General features: G+C 66.2%; 10 protein-coding genes. 3 read left to right on the top strand and 7 right to left on the bottom strand.

Annotated features, from left to right (window positions below; translation table 11 throughout):
* Positions 1 to 8: 8 nt before the first annotated feature.
* Positions 9 to 986: an MBL fold metallo-hydrolase gene (locus ACZ1I2_RS10685; RefSeq protein WP_465174133.1), complete on the top strand. Its 978-nt coding sequence runs from the start codon at positions 9 to 11 to the stop codon at positions 984 to 986.
* A 171-nt stretch (positions 987 to 1,157) separates the two neighbouring features.
* Here the strand turns inward: ACZ1I2_RS10685 and ACZ1I2_RS10680 are convergent, their stop codons facing one another.
* On the bottom strand, positions 1,158 to 3,779 hold the full coding sequence (locus ACZ1I2_RS10680; RefSeq protein ID WP_465174134.1) for a glycoside hydrolase family 3 protein: 2,622 nt from the start codon (positions 3,777 to 3,779) through the stop codon (positions 1,158 to 1,160).
* 316 nt (positions 3,780 to 4,095) lie between these two features.
* Between ACZ1I2_RS10680 and ACZ1I2_RS10675 the strand changes: the two genes are divergently transcribed.
* Positions 4,096 to 5,850 (top strand): flavin monoamine oxidase family protein, encoded by a 1,755-nt coding sequence (locus tag ACZ1I2_RS10675; protein WP_465174135.1) that lies wholly within the window; start codon positions 4,096 to 4,098, stop codon positions 5,848 to 5,850.
* A 1-nt stretch (position 5,851) separates the two neighbouring features.
* Entirely contained in the window at positions 5,852 to 7,561 is a 1,710-nt protein-coding gene (locus ACZ1I2_RS10670; protein ID WP_465174136.1) for an alpha-keto acid decarboxylase family protein, read from the top strand.
* Between the two features lie 157 nt (positions 7,562 to 7,718).
* On the opposite strand, the gene ACZ1I2_RS10665 is transcribed toward ACZ1I2_RS10670, so the two are convergent.
* The 6 genes from ACZ1I2_RS10665 to ACZ1I2_RS10640 form a co-directional block, all read right to left on the bottom strand.
* A complete protein-coding gene (locus ACZ1I2_RS10665) occupies positions 7,719 to 8,420 on the bottom strand; it encodes an HPP family protein (protein ID WP_465177152.1) in 702 nt (233 codons plus the stop codon).
* Positions 8,421 to 8,553: 133 nt separating this feature from the next.
* Complete coding sequence (locus ACZ1I2_RS10660; protein ID WP_465174137.1) at positions 8,554 to 10,452, bottom strand: NPCBM/NEW2 domain-containing protein; 1,899 nt, start codon at positions 10,450 to 10,452, stop codon at positions 8,554 to 8,556.
* Between the two features lie 126 nt (positions 10,453 to 10,578).
* Positions 10,579 to 11,754 carry an alpha/beta hydrolase-fold protein gene (locus tag ACZ1I2_RS10655; RefSeq protein WP_465174138.1) on the bottom strand — a complete coding sequence of 392 codons (1,176 nt, stop codon included), beginning with the start codon at positions 11,752 to 11,754 and terminating at the stop codon, positions 10,579 to 10,581.
* 343 nt (positions 11,755 to 12,097) lie between these two features.
* A complete protein-coding gene (locus ACZ1I2_RS10650) occupies positions 12,098 to 12,754 on the bottom strand; it encodes an ureidoglycolate lyase (RefSeq protein ID WP_465174139.1) in 657 nt (218 codons plus the stop codon).
* 12 nt (positions 12,755 to 12,766) lie between these two features.
* Complete coding sequence (locus ACZ1I2_RS10645) at positions 12,767 to 14,119, bottom strand: MFS transporter (RefSeq protein ID WP_465174140.1); 1,353 nt, start codon at positions 14,117 to 14,119, stop codon at positions 12,767 to 12,769.
* Positions 14,120 to 14,205: 86 nt separating this feature from the next.
* Positions 14,206 to 15,750 carry a carboxylesterase/lipase family protein gene (locus ACZ1I2_RS10640; protein WP_465181636.1) on the bottom strand — a complete coding sequence of 515 codons (1,545 nt, stop codon included), beginning with the start codon at positions 15,748 to 15,750 and terminating at the stop codon, positions 14,206 to 14,208.
* Between the last annotated feature and the right edge of the window lie 153 nt (positions 15,751 to 15,903).

Here is a 15,903-nt window from a genome sequence, read left to right as displayed (position 1 = left end):
CCGCGGCGATGCCGAAGAACCGCTATCTCACCGCGCCGCCTAGCGACCATTTCGACGGCGTCCGCTTCTTCAATCCAGGCCAGCCCGCCACCGATCGCGCCCTGTCGCAGATACTCCGCTGGAAGCTCGGCGAACGCCCGGCCCGCTGGCCGAAGAGGGTGCCGGTCGAGCAGGCACGCCCCGACCCCGCGCCGGAACGGCTGACGATCACCATGATCGGCCACGCGACGCTGCTGATCCAGGCCGGTGGGGTGAACCTGCTGACCGATCCGGTCTGGTCGGAGCGGGCGAGCCCTTTTTCCAATGTCGGCCCGAAACGCGTGACCGCGCCGGGCGTCGCGTTCGAGCATCTGCCGCCGATCCACGCCGTGCTGCTCAGCCACAACCATTATGACCATCTCGATCTCGCCACGCTTCGCCGGCTTCACGCCGCGCATGCGCCGCTGATGGTGATGCCGCTCGGCAATGATGCGATCGTCCGGCGCGCGGTACCCGATGCCCGGATCACGGTCGGCGACTGGCACGACCGGATCGAGCTCGCCCCCGGACTGGCCACGACCCTGACTCGCGCCAACCACTGGTCGGCGCGCGGCCCGGGCGACCGGCGCATGGCGTTATGGGCGGGCCATTGGATCGACACCCCGGCCGGCTCTGTGTGGTTCGCCGGCGACACGGGTTATGGCGATGGCGCGATCTTCCGCGACATCCGCGACCGCCACGGCGCGCCCGACGTCGCGCTGATCCCGATCGGCGCCTATGAGCCGCGCTGGTTCATGGCCGACCAGCATGTCAATCCGGCCGAGGCAGTGGCGATCCTGCAGGACGTCGGCGCGGCCCGTGCGCTCGGCATTCATTGGGGTACCTTTCAGCTCACCGACGAACCGCGCGATGCCCCGGTCGAAGGGCTGGCGGCGGCATTGGAAGCCGCCGCGATAGCGGCCGCGCACTTCGTCGCGGCGGAGGCGGGCGGCGTCTACCGGTTCTGAGGTAAGCAGCACCTTCATCGCACCCGTCGCATCTCCGTCGACGGTCGTTTCCCGGCTCCGTGGCGCTCGGGTAAATCCTTTCCGGCGATAGCGGGGTTGCATGGGGTTTGCCGCGGCGCATCGGCTCACACGCCGCGGCAAACCCCTTTTCCAGAGCTGCGCCAGATATCCTTATTTGGGCAGCACCGCCGACCTGGTTACCTTGAAGCTGGTCTTCACGCCGGCCGCCTGCGCCATGCCGGGCCGCGACACCGGCTGACCGCCGCCGACCCAGACATCCACCATGCCCGGCACGACCTTGCGCACGCCCTTGTCGTCGACCACGCTCAGCGTCCGGTCGTCGAGCGTGAAGGTCACGCTGCGCGTCTCGCCCTTAGACAGATGCACGCGCTGGAAGCCCTCAAGCGCCCGCACCGGCGCGCCGACAACCCCCGGATGCGACAGGTACAGCTGCACCACCTCGTCACCATCGCGCGCGCCGCTATTGGTCACGTCGACCGACACGGTGACGACGCCCTTCGTCTGCACCCGCGGATTGGCATAGCCGAAGCTGGTGTAGCTCAGCCCATGGCCGAACGGATACAGCACCTCGCCCTTGAAGTAACGATAGGTCCGCCCCGCCATCGCATAATCCTCGAACGGCGGAAGCTGCTCGGCGCTCCTGTAGAAGGTGACGGGGAGCCGCCCGGCCGGGCTGAAATCACCCGCCAGCAGCCCGGCAACGGCGTTTCCGCCCTCCTCGCCCGGATACCAGGCCTCGACGATCGCGGGCACGTTCGCATCCGCCCAGTTGATGCTCAGCGCGCTGCCGTTCATCAGCACCAGCACGGTCGGCTTGCCGACTGCCTGCACGCGCTTCAACAAGGCCTCCTGCGGTGCCGGGAGGTCGAGGCTGGTACGATCGCCGCCGGCAAAGCCCGGCGCCTTGATCTTCATCTCCTCGCCCTCGATCCGCGCCGAAAGACCCCCGACGAACACCACCAGATCGACCGACTTGGCCGCCGCGACCGCATCGTCGCCATTCTGGCTCGGCGGGCTCCACACGAGATGCTGCTCGCCCCGCGCGCCGCGCTGGAAGCCCTCGACCCGGATCGGATATTTCCTGCCCTTTTCGAGCGTGATCGCGCCCGACAGGATCGAGGGCGCGTCGCCCACGCCCCATTCGTCCACGACGATCTTGTCGCCGACATATACGCGGTAGCCATTCTCGCTCGCGAAGCGGAAGCGATATTCACCGCTCTCCGGCGCCACCAGCGTGCCGGTCCAGCGCGCCGAGGCCGCCTTGTCGCCATTCCATTCGATGATGGCGTTGGCCTGAGTCTTTGTCTCGACCGGCGCACCCTCCAGATTGGTGCCAGCGAAATATTCCGCCTTCAGCCCCGGCGTCCTGCACTCGGCATCGACGCACAACACGCTGTCGGGCACTGCCGGCTCGGCCGGGCCGACCAGCCCGGTGCCCTCGGCAAAGACGATCGTCGATTGCGGGAAGCGTGCGCGGATGCCGTCGAGCACCGTCACCGGTCGCGACGGCGTGCCGTAATAATTGCCGACCAGCGTATCCATCGAATCCGCGTTCGGCCCGATCACCGCGATGGTCTTCGGCACGCCCGCCAGCGGCAGCAGATTGCCCTGGTTCTTCAGCAGCACCAGCGACGCCTCGGCCATATTGCGGGAGAGCGCGCGGTGGGCGTCGGTGTCGTTATCCGCCGCGGTGATGGTGGCGAAGGGCCGGACAGGCGTGTCGACCAGCCCGAGCCGGATGCGCGCCGAGAACAGCCGCACCAGCGACCGGTCGACCGTCGCGATCGGCAACAGTCCCTTGTTCACGGCCTCGACGATCGAATCCGCGTCCGTCGTCATATGGTTGCGATAATCGCCGCAGATCACGTCCATGCCCGCCTGGAACCCGACCGCGACACCCTCGGCCGGCGTCTTGCGGTAATGCAGGCTGTCCGGTCGATAGATGTTCGCCGCCGCGCCGCAATCCGACACGACATAACCGTTGAAGCCCCAGTCCTTGCGCAGACGCTGGTTCATCAGGAAATCATTGGCACAGCCCGGCACGCCGTCGATCGCGTTGTAGACGCACATGATCGACTGGACCTTGCCCTGGGTCACCGTCGTGCGGAACGCGGGGAGATAGGTGTCCTCCAGGTCGTGCGCGCTCGGGTGAACGTCCTCGCGGTGCCGGTTCGATTCCGGCCCGCTATGCACCGCGAAATGCTTCGAGGTGGCGATCGTCTTGTAATAATCGGGGTCGGTGCCCTGCAGGCCCTTGATGAAGGCAGTGCCGATGCGCCCGGTCAGGAACGGATCCTCGCCATACGTCTCCTGCCCCCGGCCCCAGCGCGGATCGCGGAAGATGTTGATGTTGGGCGACCACACGGTCAGCCCGCGATAGAAATCGGTGCTGCCGTCGGGATGGACGCGCTCAACATATTTGGCGCGGAATTCGGTGCCAATCGTGTCGGCCACCTTGCCCATAAGATTGGTGTCCCAGCTCGCGGCCATGCCGATCGCCTGGGGGAAAACCGTCGCGATCCCGGCGCGCGCGACGCCATGCAGCCCTTCGTTCCACCAGTTATACGCGGGTACGCCGAGCCGCGGGATAGCGGGCGCGACATTGCCCAGCTGCGCCGCCTTCTCCTCCAGGGTCATCTTCGCGACGATCGCCGCCGCGCGCTGCTCGACATTGCCGCCCGCAACCCGGGTCGCCGGCACATCCTGCGCGCTCGCGGCACCCGAAACGAGGAACGACATCGTCGCGGCCGCGGCCAATAACTTGAATTTCATGAGATCCCTCTCCGGCTTTTTGAGCGGTCTAATCAAAAAATGGTAGCGGTACCAGCCCCTCGGTGGGGATATCGCACGTCGCAAAGGAGCGGGAGCATGAACCTCGATCTCCCCTAGACGACCTGCCCCCTCCAGACCCGCGCGACGTCAACTAGCCCCAGTTTCGGTTTCGTCTCCCACCCCGGCCAGATTTACACCCCGGACCCCCAGCGCTAGCGTCTCCCTTCGTTCGGCACAGACCATCTTTTGGAAAAATCAGCGGCTCGACATCCGTCGATGGTGCGTGCCGCGCTGTGTCTGAAATGGGGAGGGCAGCATGGATCTCGATGTAGCGATAGTCGGCGGCGGCGTGTCCGGCGCGTACAGCGCGTGGCGGCTCCAGCAGGATCGCGGCGACAAGCAGGCGATCGGCCTGTTCGAATATTCGGACCGCATCGGCGGCCGGCTCTACACCACCACCCTGCCCGGCCTGCCCAACGTCAAGGCCGAACTGGGCGGCATGCGCTACATCCCGACCCAGCACATCATGGTCGCCGACCTGGTCAAGCACCTCAATCTGCAGACCAAGGACTTCCCGATGGGCGCGCCCGCACCCGTGGGCTCCAACTGCAACCTCTTCTATCTGCGCGGGAAGCATCTGCGGCTGCACGAGCTCGATGATCCGGACAAGGTCCCCTACAACCTCGCCTGGTCCGAACGCGGCCTCGGCCCGACCAACCTGCAGGTGCAGGTGATGAACAACCTCTATCCCGGCTTCGCCAATCTCAGCCTGTGCCAGCAGATGCAGGTCAAGGTGTTCGGCAAGCCGATGTGGAAATACGGCTTCTGGGACCTGATGTTCCGCGTGCTTTCCAACGAGGGCTATCAGTTCATGCGCGACGCCGGCGGTTACGAGGCGAACGTCGCCAATGCCTGCGCCGTCACCCAGCTCCCCGCCACCGAATATAGCGACGAGACTCAGTTCCTCACGCTCGCGGAAGGCTATGACCAGCTCCCCATCCAGCTCGCCAGGGAATTCAACGACACATTCCCCGGCAAGACCGCCAAGGGCAAGCGCGTCTTCATGAACCACCGGCTGGAGGAGATCATCCTCGGCACCGGCGACTGGCCCTACACCCTCATCTTCCGCCAGACGCATACCGATGACGAGAAGCAGACCCGCGATGTCGACACTGACAAGACGATCAAGGTCCGCTGCAAGAAGCTGATCCTCGCCATGCCCCGCCGCAGCCTGGAACTGATCAAGAGCGATTTCTTCGACGATCCCTGGCTGAAGAAGAACATCCCCTCGGTCCTCATCCAGAGCGCGTTCAAGCTGCTGCTCGCGTACGAAACCCCGTGGTGGCGCTCGCAGGGCCTCGTCGCCGGCCGCTCGGTCACCGACCTTCCCGTCCGCCAGGTCTATTATTTCGGCACCGAGGGCGAGCAACCAAGCGGCGAGCCCTTCCTCAACTCGCTGCTCATGGCGAGCTACAACGATCTCGGCACGGTGCCCTTCTGGAAGGGCCTCGAGCGCGGCAAGGCCTATGAGGGCTATCGCCCCGCCTGCCTCGAAGGCGGCGTCGAGAACGTCCTCCCGCTCGGGCCCAAGACCGGTTTCCGCGCCACCGCGGAAATGGTCGACGTCGCCAACCGCCAGGTCGCGCAGGTCCATGCCCTGCCGCAGATCCCCGATCCCTATGCCGCGGTCTATCACACCTGGAACGAGGATCCCTATGGCGGCGGCTGGCACGAATGGAAGGCCAATTTCCGCCTCGACCAGATCATGTGCCAGATGCGCAAGCCCGTCGCGAAATACGACATCCATATCGTCGGCGAGGCTTATTCGCTCGGCCAGGGCTGGGTCGAGGGGGCGCTCGACATCGCTGAATCCACCCTGCAGGATTTCTTCGGCATGACGCCGCCGACCTGGCTCGACCCGAGCTATGCGTTGATGCCCAATCCCTGCCCGCCCGGCGATCCCTGTGTCGGCTGCGGTACCGATCTGGACGCCTGCCTGCCCTGTTTCGATTGCGGGACGATGCTCTCGTCGATCACCCCCAATTGCCTGTGCGCCGTCGAGGAGGGCTGAAATGAACGTCGCCGACTATATCCTCGAGCGCCTGAAACAGGCCGGCCTCAGCCATGTCTTCGCTGTCCCCGGCGATTACGCCTCGCCCTTTCTCGACGCGCTCGACGACGATCCCGCGATCGAGCGCGTGCCCAACATCAACGAGCTCGGCTCGGGCTATGCGGCGGACGGCTATGCCCGGTTCAAGGGCATCGGTGCCGCCTGCGTGCAGTACGGGGTGGGCACGATGAGCGCGCTCAACTGCGCCGCCGGCTCCTGGGTGGAGCGTGTGCCGGTCGCGATCATCTCCGCCGCACCATCGAACAACAACCGGCTGCCCGAACGCCAGCAGCAGATCCTGTTCCATCATTCGACCGGGGATTTGGAGGTCAACGCGAAGCTGTTCGCCCATGTCACGGTCGCGTCGGAGATCGTCGTCGATCCCGATTTCGCCCCGGCCCAGATCGACCGCGCGATCACCGCGATGCTCACCTTCCGCCGCCCGATCTATCTCGAGGTGCTGCAGAATGTCTGGACTCAGGCCTGCGCCGATCCGGTCGGCACGCTCGCCCCGGTGCCGCAGACCAGCAACGCGACCTATCTGGCCAAGGCGATCGCCGCGACCTGGGGCCGCATCCTCAGCGCCGAACAGCCGGTTTTGTGGTTCGGCGTCGAGATCCAGCGCTTCGGCCTGCAGGAGCTCGCGCAGAAGCTGGTCGATGTCAGCGGCCTGCCCTTCACCACCACCAGCCTCGGCAAGACCGTGCTGGACGAGGCGCAGGCCCAGTTCATCGGCACCTATGCCGGCCCCGCCTCGCCCGCGCTCACCCGCACGATCATGGGCGCCTGCGATTGCCCGGTCGCGCTGGGGGCGATCATCACCGACGATTATCTCGACATCATGGCCGCGCGCTATGCCGACATGGTGTCGTGCAACGACGAGGATACCCGCGTCGGCATCGATTATTTCGCGCAGATCACGCTGGCCGATTTCCTGGCGGCTTTGGTCGCCCGCTTCGAGGAAGACGACGCCTTCCCGCGCAGCTTCGAGGCGCCCGACGTCCCCGAAGACACCGACGAGACCGCGGAGAAGGGCGCCGGCCACGGCCTTACCTACAATGTCTTCTACCGCCAGTTCTCCCACTGGCTGAAACACGAGAAGCTGATCGACGAGAGCGTGCTCATCCTGGGCGAGAGCACCTCGCTCTATGTCTGGGGCAACCTCATGGGCCTGCCGCGCGACAGCTTCGTCGCGCAGGCCGCCTGGGGCTCGCTCGGCCACGAAACCGGCTGCGCGCTCGGCGTGGCGCTGGCCTCGGGCAAGCGCCCCTGGGTGATCGCCGGCGACGGCGGCTTCATGATGATCTGCCAGGAGATATCGAGCCTCGCCCGGGCCAAGGTCCCCGCCGTGGTGTTCGTGATGAGCAACCAGGGCTATGCGATCGAACAGGCATTCGTCGACATCAAGGCCTTCACGCCGGAAGGCGAGTTCGCGCCCTTCGACGTGCTGCCCGACTGGGACTATCTCGCGCTGGCCAAGGCGTTCGGTGCCAAAGGCTACCGCGTGAAGACCACGGACCAGCTCGCCACCGCGCTGGCCGAGATCGGCGGGCTGACGGACGTGCCCGCGCTGGTCGAGGTGGTGATCCCGCCCAAGGACCTCGCGCCGCAGCTCGCCCGACTGGCCGCGCCGCCGCCGGTCCTGCGGAAATATCATAGCCTGGAGGAATAAGGGCAGCGAAACTTAGCTACTGGAACTTCCCCTCCCGTTCGCCCTGAGCTTGTCGAAGGGCTGTTCTTTCTTTTGCGGAAGAAAAGAGCAGGGCTTCGACAACCCCGGATCAAGTCCGGGGCCGAACGGCGTTGGATCAATTCAGCTCGAAAACGCTCTAACGGGATAGCTTCCCCGGAACAGACGCGCCCCGCCCGCTCCGGCGCTCGATCGCATGGACTTCGGCGCAGGAGAGAAGCACGTCGAGATCCTCGCGGCCGATGTCGAAGCTGTCGGGAAGGTCGGCCAGTGCCCGGTCGATATCCTCGAGATGAAGCCCCGACGCCTGAAGCGGCGGCCCGATCGGGAGAGCGACGTGCGGATAGCTGTGGCCGGACACGCGATGGAAGAACATCCCGAGCGAAACCAGCGCGATCGAATTGAGCGCCACGGGCGCGAAGGCGAACGCCAGCCCCGCCGCATGAATGTCCTGCGTGCCGATGACGGCGGTCAGCGCCACGGCGCCGCCCGGCGGGTGGAGGCAGCGGCACAGCGACATGGCCAGGATCGCCGCGCCGACCGCGACGCCGGCGGCGATCGTCGGCTCCGGAATGGCGTGGAACGCGGCCACCCCGACCAGTGCCGAGAGCGTGTTGCCGCCCGCCACCGGCCAGGGCTGGGCGAGCGGGCTGGACGGAACCGCAAACACCAGCACCGCGGATGCGCCGAGCGGCGCCAGGATGATCGGCAGATTGTGGGGCGCCATCGGAAACTGCGCACAGACGACGATCGTCAGGGCGATGCAGATGGTTGCGCCGACACTGGCGACGACCCTGTCGCCAAGACGGGCGCCCGCCAGCAACGGCCTGAAAAAACTGATACTCATCGACGCTCCGAATGCGGCAGGACGGGCGCTCTCTCCTCGACGGCGCGCGATTTTGCTACGCAGATATTCTATCCGGGTGCACCGCGACGACAGGTACCCTCCCCCCCACGCCGGCACGCCCGTCGTGTCAGCGCTCCATCAGCGCCGCTTCTCCCCAGGTGACGGGCAGCCGCTGGTTGTCCGCGCCGCTGCTGCGCGCGACCAGTTCGATCAGCTTCACGCCGACAACCGGCACCGAGAGCGGCCGCGCCGCCGTGCCCCATTTCAGCGGCTGGCTGGTGGCGAGCAGCTTGCCGTCGCCATAGACGGCGAAGGTGACGAGGTGGGTCTTGTCCGTCGCGCTATCGTCCACGCCGACCATCGCGGTGAAGCGCCGCGCGCGGCTATTCCGCACCTCCAGCCGTGAGTTTGCGAGAACCCCGATGCCTGCGTCGAACGGCTTTCCCGCGACGTGGAGCACCTGCCCATAAGGCGCGCTGTCGGCGCGCGCGCCGCCCCAGCCGGCATAGGTGGGCCTGTCGCCGGCGCCGTTGGTGCCCGCCCATCCCGCCGCCGTGCGGAAGATCGTGGGGTCGACGGTCGGGCGGACGACGCCGTCGATCGCCGGGTTCACGCTGCCCGGCTGTTCCGACAGATAATAGCCCCCCTGCAGTGTACGAAGGCCCTTGGCGCGGAAGATCAGCGTCTCGCGCGGTTTGACGCGCAGCCTGGTCTTGCCGGTGAAGCTGGTCCGCCGCTTGCTCCACAAATCGGTCAGTTCGACCGGCGCTGCGTCGCTGAACCTGAGATGCGCCGCGCTCAGATCGACGTCATAGTCGCCCGAGCCTCGGTTGAAGATCGCGAGCGCCTTGTCGCCCGACGCCAGCGTCTTCACCAGGATCTGCAGGTCGCTGGAATCATAGGCCAGCGTCGCCTGGTTGCCGGCGGGGTCCTGATCGAGCGCGATGATGTCGGCATTGCCGAAGATGTCGAGCAGCGCCTTGGGCGTCTTGCGCAGGTCGGTGCCGATCATCAGCGGGGCGTTGAGCATCGCCCAGAGCGCGAAATGCGATCGCGCCTCGGTCAGGTGATCCGCGTCGAAGTCGCCCGCGCCGATGTGCAGCATGTCGGGATCGTTCCAGGATCCGGGATGGGCATAGAGCGACCGCGTCACCGCCGTGTCGTAATTGACCAGCAGCCTTCCCCAGGCCGGCGAGATGTCGTCGCTGGTGCGCGAAATCCCGCCATAATCCTTGCCCCAGGCGCGCACGTTCGCGGCGCCCCAGATGCACAGCGACAACAGATAGTCGCCGTCCGGATTCTCGCGTGACAGCGCTGCGTTGATCTGCCGGAACAGTGCCTGAATCGCGGGAATGTCGGTGCGCGTCACCGCGCCGGAATCCAGGATCGGCCCCAGCGCCCGGAACTTGCCGGAGCGCACCCGGTCATTGTCGGGCGCATAATCGCGCAGGCCGCAGCCATCGACCTTGATGAAGTCGAAGCCCCATTTGGCGAAATAGAGCGCGATATCCTGATCGATGCGCCCGTAAAGACCGACCTCGCGTTCCAGGACATTGCCCTTGGGCAGATCGTCGTCGGTCGGCGACCAGGCTTCGGAACAGGTGTTCCGGCCCAGATCGGAATAGATGCCCGCCTTCAGGCCCATCGCATGGAGCCGATCGGTAAACGGCCTGAAACTGGGGGTGTCGCCGCCCGCCCGCGCCGACGGAAACTTGTCGGTGCGGATGATCATATGGCCATCGGGCATCCGACGCTTCAGCGCCCAGCCATCGTCGATATTGATGTAGCGATAGCCCTTGGCCGCCAGCCCGCTATCGACGATCTGCTGCGCCGACCCGATGATCTTGTCCTCGTCGATGGCGGTGGCGAAGGCGTTCCAGGTGCTCCACCCCATCGGCGGCGTCGCGGCACGCCCGGCGGTATAGGCCGACCAGCGCCCGGTCGGCGCCAGCGGATCGGGCGGAGCCGCGGACAGCGACGATCCGGAGAGCGCGGCCATCAGCCCCGCGGTCAGCAGTTTCTTCATCGCGCTCTCCATCTCGTTCGCGTCCGGCGTATTGAACCGCGCGCAGGGATCATCAGGGCCGGCCGAAACCGCCCAACCAGGCCGCGGCAGGTGCCGCGCCTATGGGCTCACGGCCGGCCCGCTCTTTCAGTTCCGGAACAGCAGCGGGGCCATTTCGTACAGGCTGCGCCGCCAGGACAGGAATTCGTGTCCCGTATTGGGCGACACATAGAAGACGCTGTTGATCCCGGCGGCCTTCAGCGCCTCTGCGTTCGCCCGCGGGTCGGCGCGGGGCGCACCCGGAGGCCCGGCCATACCCCGGCCTTCGAGTTCGCGGCTGCCGAAGCTGACGAAGGTCAGCTTGATCTTGTCCTTGTACCCCGGGGTGCTGTTGACGTCGTCGACCGAGACCGTCCCACCGCTCAGCAGGCCGATATAGGCGAATGTATCGAGATTCTTCGGCGCGATCAGCTTGGTTTCGAAACCGCCCATCGACAGGCCCGCCATCGCGCGCTGGCGCTGATCGGCCACCGTGCGGAAGTGCGTATCGACATAGGGGATCAGTTCCTTGACCAGGACCGTCTGGAACGGCTTGATGTCGAAACTGGCGAGACCGCCGGGGCTGCCCGGGCGCACGTTGTTGGTCATGCCATAGGTCATCACGATGATGAACGGCTTCGCCTTGCCGGCGGCGATCAGATTATCCATGATCAGATTGGCATGGCCCTGGTTGGACCAGGCGGTCTCGTCCTCACCCCAGCCATGCTGCAGATACAAGACCGGATAGCGCGCGCGCTGGTTCTGGTCATATCCCGGCGGGGTGTAGACAAAGGCGCGGCGTTGCGTGCCGGTACTGGCGGACGGAAACAGCACCTGCTCCACCCGGCCGTGCGGCACGTCCTTCAGCGCATAGAAATCCGCGTCGTGCGCCGGAACCTCCACGCCGCTCTCCCACCGCGTCGAGCCGTAGAAGTTCAGCGTCCCCGGGTCGTTGAACGTACCGCCGTCGACAGTCAGATGATAATAATGGAATCCCTCGTCGAGCGGCCCCTCGGTGGTGCCGGTCCAGGTGCCGTCGGCGCCCTTGGTCAGCACGGTGCCGCCGCGGCCGCCCAGCCCTAGGCTCACCTTGACGGCCTGTGCATCGGGCGCCGTGACGCGAAAGCGGACATAACCCTGCGAATTGACCTGCGGATATTGTTGCCCCGGCTGGTTTACGGAAGACGGCTTGAAATCCTCGACGATCGCCGGCGCGGCGGTTTGCGCCGACGCCGATCCGACGGCGGCAATCGCGGCAAACAATATGGCTGCAGCTCTTTTCAAACGATCCTCCCAGGAATGTCGCGGTCTTGAGGCCCGCGTTGCTCTTATTACTCGGACTTATTGCAAGACATCGGCAACGCTGCAAGAGGCCGCGCAGCCGAAATACGGCCGATCCAGCGACGCTGCTGCCAACTTGTCAGACTTATCGCGGCGCAATCAAATGGTCGCTTGCCTGTCGTTCACAGGGGCGAGCGAAGGCCGATAAACGGTCAGCGAGCCTATTGATCGACACCCTCGGGCTCGATCGCCATGACCTTCGCCGATCCATATGCGACCATCACACCTCGTGCGGCCACCGCGAACATCCCCGGCTCGGCCTGACCGCCCCTCCGGCGGCCGCCCGTCAGCGCGGGCTCGTCAGCGGAGCGGACAGATAGCAACCGAATTCCTTCACGAAATCGACCGAGACACGGGCATGGACCCGGCCCTGGCGGTCCAGGAATTCGCCATGATCGTCGATCGGCACGAAGGCGCCGTGCCAGACGCCCGGATGGATATAGAGGCCCCGCCCGTCCGAGCGGAAGGTGGTGAACTTGTCCGGCGTGACATCGTCGCCGGGCAGGGCAAGCGGCACCACGAAGCTCTGTCCGTTCAGGGGATAGAAAAGCTGCCCGCCATCGGGATGATAGTTGGCGCGCCAGATGAGCGCCCGGTCGCGCGCGCCGCCCGTGCCCTCCGACGTCGCCTCTTCGGGCCAGTTGCTCCAGCCGAAAAGATAGCTGTCGCCCACCGCATTGTTGCGGGCGTAGAGCGTTTCGCCCTTCCACCAGAATTCGAACAGTCCCTCGGTGACGCCGCCCTGGTCGCCCGAATTCGCGTCCACCGGCCGCCAGCCCTGGGCCGGCCAGCGCACGATCTCGATGGGAAAGCTTGCGGGCTCGTCGACCAGGCAGCCATAACCCTGCAGGCTTTCGTCGGTGGCCATCAGCAGCGGCGTCTCATGGACCTTTCGGACGCCCGTGGTCGGAACATAGGCGATCTCGCCCGGGTCGAAGTTCATCTCGCCTCCTGTCTATGCCGCGGCGGCGGCGGGCTCGGCGCCCGCCCGTTCCGCCGCTGAATCATGGCCCATCAGCCATATGACGATCCCGGTCAGCAGCACGCCGCCCGCGACCACCAGCAGGCCATAGGTGAAGTCCCCGGTCGAGTCCCTGATCCAGCCGATTACGAAGGGGCCGGCAAAGCCGCCGATATTGCCGACGGCGTTGATCAGGGCGATACCGCCCGCCGCCGCCGGGCCGCTCAGCCGCGCCGCTGGCAAGGTCCAGAAAATCGGCAGGATCGCGAGCGTGCCGACGGCGCCGACGGTGATGGCCGCCACCGACAGGAGCGGCGCGTCGGGAAGGAAGGCACTTGCCGCGAGGCCGAGGAAACCGACGACCGACGCCGCCGCGATATGCAGTACCCGCTCGTTGGTCCGGTCGGAATGACGGCACCACAGCACCATGCCGATCGCGGCGAGCCCATAGGGAATGGCCACGGCATAACCCACCATCGACACGGGAATGCCGGTCGACCGAAAGATCTGGGGGAGCCAGAGGATGACGCCGTACAGCCCGATCTCGACCCCGAAATAGGCGAGGCACAAAAGGAGCGTGCGCGGGTCGGTCAGCATGCGCAGGAAGCCGGAGCCGTAGCGCGCCTCACGCTCGGATGCCTCGGCCGCGAGGGTGCGGACGAGCCATTCCTTCTCCTCGGCGTTGAGCCAGGTTGCCTGCGCCGGCGCGTCCGTCAGATAGAAAAGCGTCGCGACGCCCAGCAGCAGCGACGGAATCGTCTCCAGCAGGAACAGCCACTGCCATCCGGCCAGCCCAAAGGCGCCGTCCAGGCTGAGGATGGCGCCGGAAATCGGCCCGCCCAGCGCGGTCGAGATCGGAATAGCGGTCATGAACAGGCCGATCAGCCGCGCCCGTTGCGACGCTGGCACCCACTGCGTGAGGTAATAGATGACGCCGGGGAAAAATCCCGCTTCCGCCACGCCCAGCAGGAATCGGACGATGTAGAAGCTCGTCGCGCTTTTCACGAAGACCATGGCGACGGCGACGAGCGCCCAGGTGATCGCGATCCGGGCGATCCAGCGTCGCGCCCCGACCCGGTGCAGGATCAGGTTGCTGGGCACCTCGAACAGGACATAGCCGATGAAGAATATGCCGGCGCCCAGCCCATAGACATAGGCCGAGAAGCCCAGATCGCGGTTCATGCCCTCGGCCGCGAAACTGACGTTCGAACGATCGATGAACGCGGCGAAATAGAGCAGGGCAAGGAAGGGGATCACGCGCGCGCCGACCTTGTTCAGCGTCACGGACTCGATGGTCGTCGTCATGATCCTGCGGTCATTCACATCACCCATCATCGCCGGCGGCATGCCCGCTCCTGGCGCAATAGAACGACTCCGTAATGGATATGTGACGGTCAGCGGATTTTCGCAGGGGGGCTTTCCGCCGAACGCCGCTATTTCACGCTCGCGCCCGCCGCCAGCAGGTCGAGGCGCGGCTTGCGCAGCCCTGTTTCGGCATGCTCGCCCGCTGCGTCGACCACCAGCACCTGGTCGCCCCGGTCCATCGGCCAGGCCGCGAGGCCCTGCCCACCGGGATTCCCGGTCCTAGCGAAATTGGTCCAGTACCGGCCCATGTCCGCGGCGATGCGCCGGTCGAACGGCACATAGGTGCTGCTGGACCAGGGGAAGGTCCCCAGATTGCCGAACACGAACTGGATCTCCGCGCCGTGCCCCGCGCCCGGCGTGGCGCTGCGATAATCGTGCGGCACATAGGTGAAGAAATAGCGATAGACCGGCTGGCCCAGCCGCGCCTGCGCGGCGGCGAGAAAGCGGGCCGGCTCGGTGAAGACATAATCGGTCATCAGATTGGCGGCGACGACCTTTTCGTCCCCGGTCCTGCCCGGATCGAACAGACTCATCGCCAGCGGGCGCGCCGGTTCGGGGATCAGCGGAAAGACCGTGACGTCCGGATGCTCGAGCAGCGCCGGGAAGAGATCAGCCTCATAATCGTTGGAGCCGATCAGCCAGGGAACCGGGGCCTGCCTGCCCTCGGCAAAGGCGCGGTCGACATTCCCCGGAACCAGCACGCCGTCGACGATCGGCCCCGGCCTGGCGTCGCTCGCGGTCGGCGCGGATTGTCCTGCCAATATCGTCTCGAGCGGCAGCGCGCGGAGCGCGGCCATGTCCGCCGCGCCCGTTGCCCTGGCAAAGGCGTCGCCCTGCGTTTCGGCGGCGGCGAGCGATTTGGCGTCGATTCGCCCGAGCCCGGACTGGGTGATCGCCTTGGCGAACAGGCCCCGCGCCGACGGCGAGACCATCAGCAGGTTCACCGACATGGCGCCGGCGGATTCACCAAAAATGGTGACATTGGCGGGATCGCCCCCAAAGGCGGCAATATTGTCGCGCACCCACGTCAGCGCGGCGATCTGGTCCATCATCCCAAAATTGCCGGTGACGGCCGCCTCGCGGGTCAATGCCGGATGAGCGAACCATCCCAGCCGCCCGAGCCGGTAGTTGAACGTCACCACGATCACGCCGTTGCCGGCCAGCCTCGCGCCGTCGACCATGGCATTGGCGCCATCGCCGCGCACGAAGGACCCGCCATAGATCCACACCATCACCGGAAGGGGACCGGCGGCGGCGCGCGGCTTCCAGATATTGAGGGTCAGGCAATCCTCGCTCTGCACCGGATCGGGGCCATAGCCACCCGTTTCCGGATTGTGCTGCGGACAGGCGGGGCCGGGCGCGGCCGCCTTTCGCACACCCCGCCACGGCAGCGCCGGCAGCGGCGCACGCCAGCGCAACGCGCCGAGCGGCGGCTGGGCGAAGGGAATGCCCTTGAAGGCGAGGATGCCGTTCTCGACCGCCACACCCTCGACGCGGCCGGCCTTTGTCGCGACCATCGTCGGCGCCGTGGCAGCATGGGCCATCGCCGGGCTGGCGATGACGGCACCGGCGCAAAGGGCCAGGGCCGTCATGAAGGTCCGCCATATCGCCATCACCGTCTCCCCGAATGCCCGGCGAGCCTTATGCGAGATATGTGACGCTTTGTCCGGCGCGCGGCGACGGTCCCCTTATTATCGCGATCGCAGCCACCTCCCGCACCGGCACGATTGTTATTGCGACCGCTTCTCAGTTGCACTAGCAACTCC

The sequence above is a fragment of the Sphingomonas sp. BL-S-29 genome (assembly GCF_055521495.1).
This window is presented reverse-complemented; position numbering and strand designations above follow the sequence as displayed.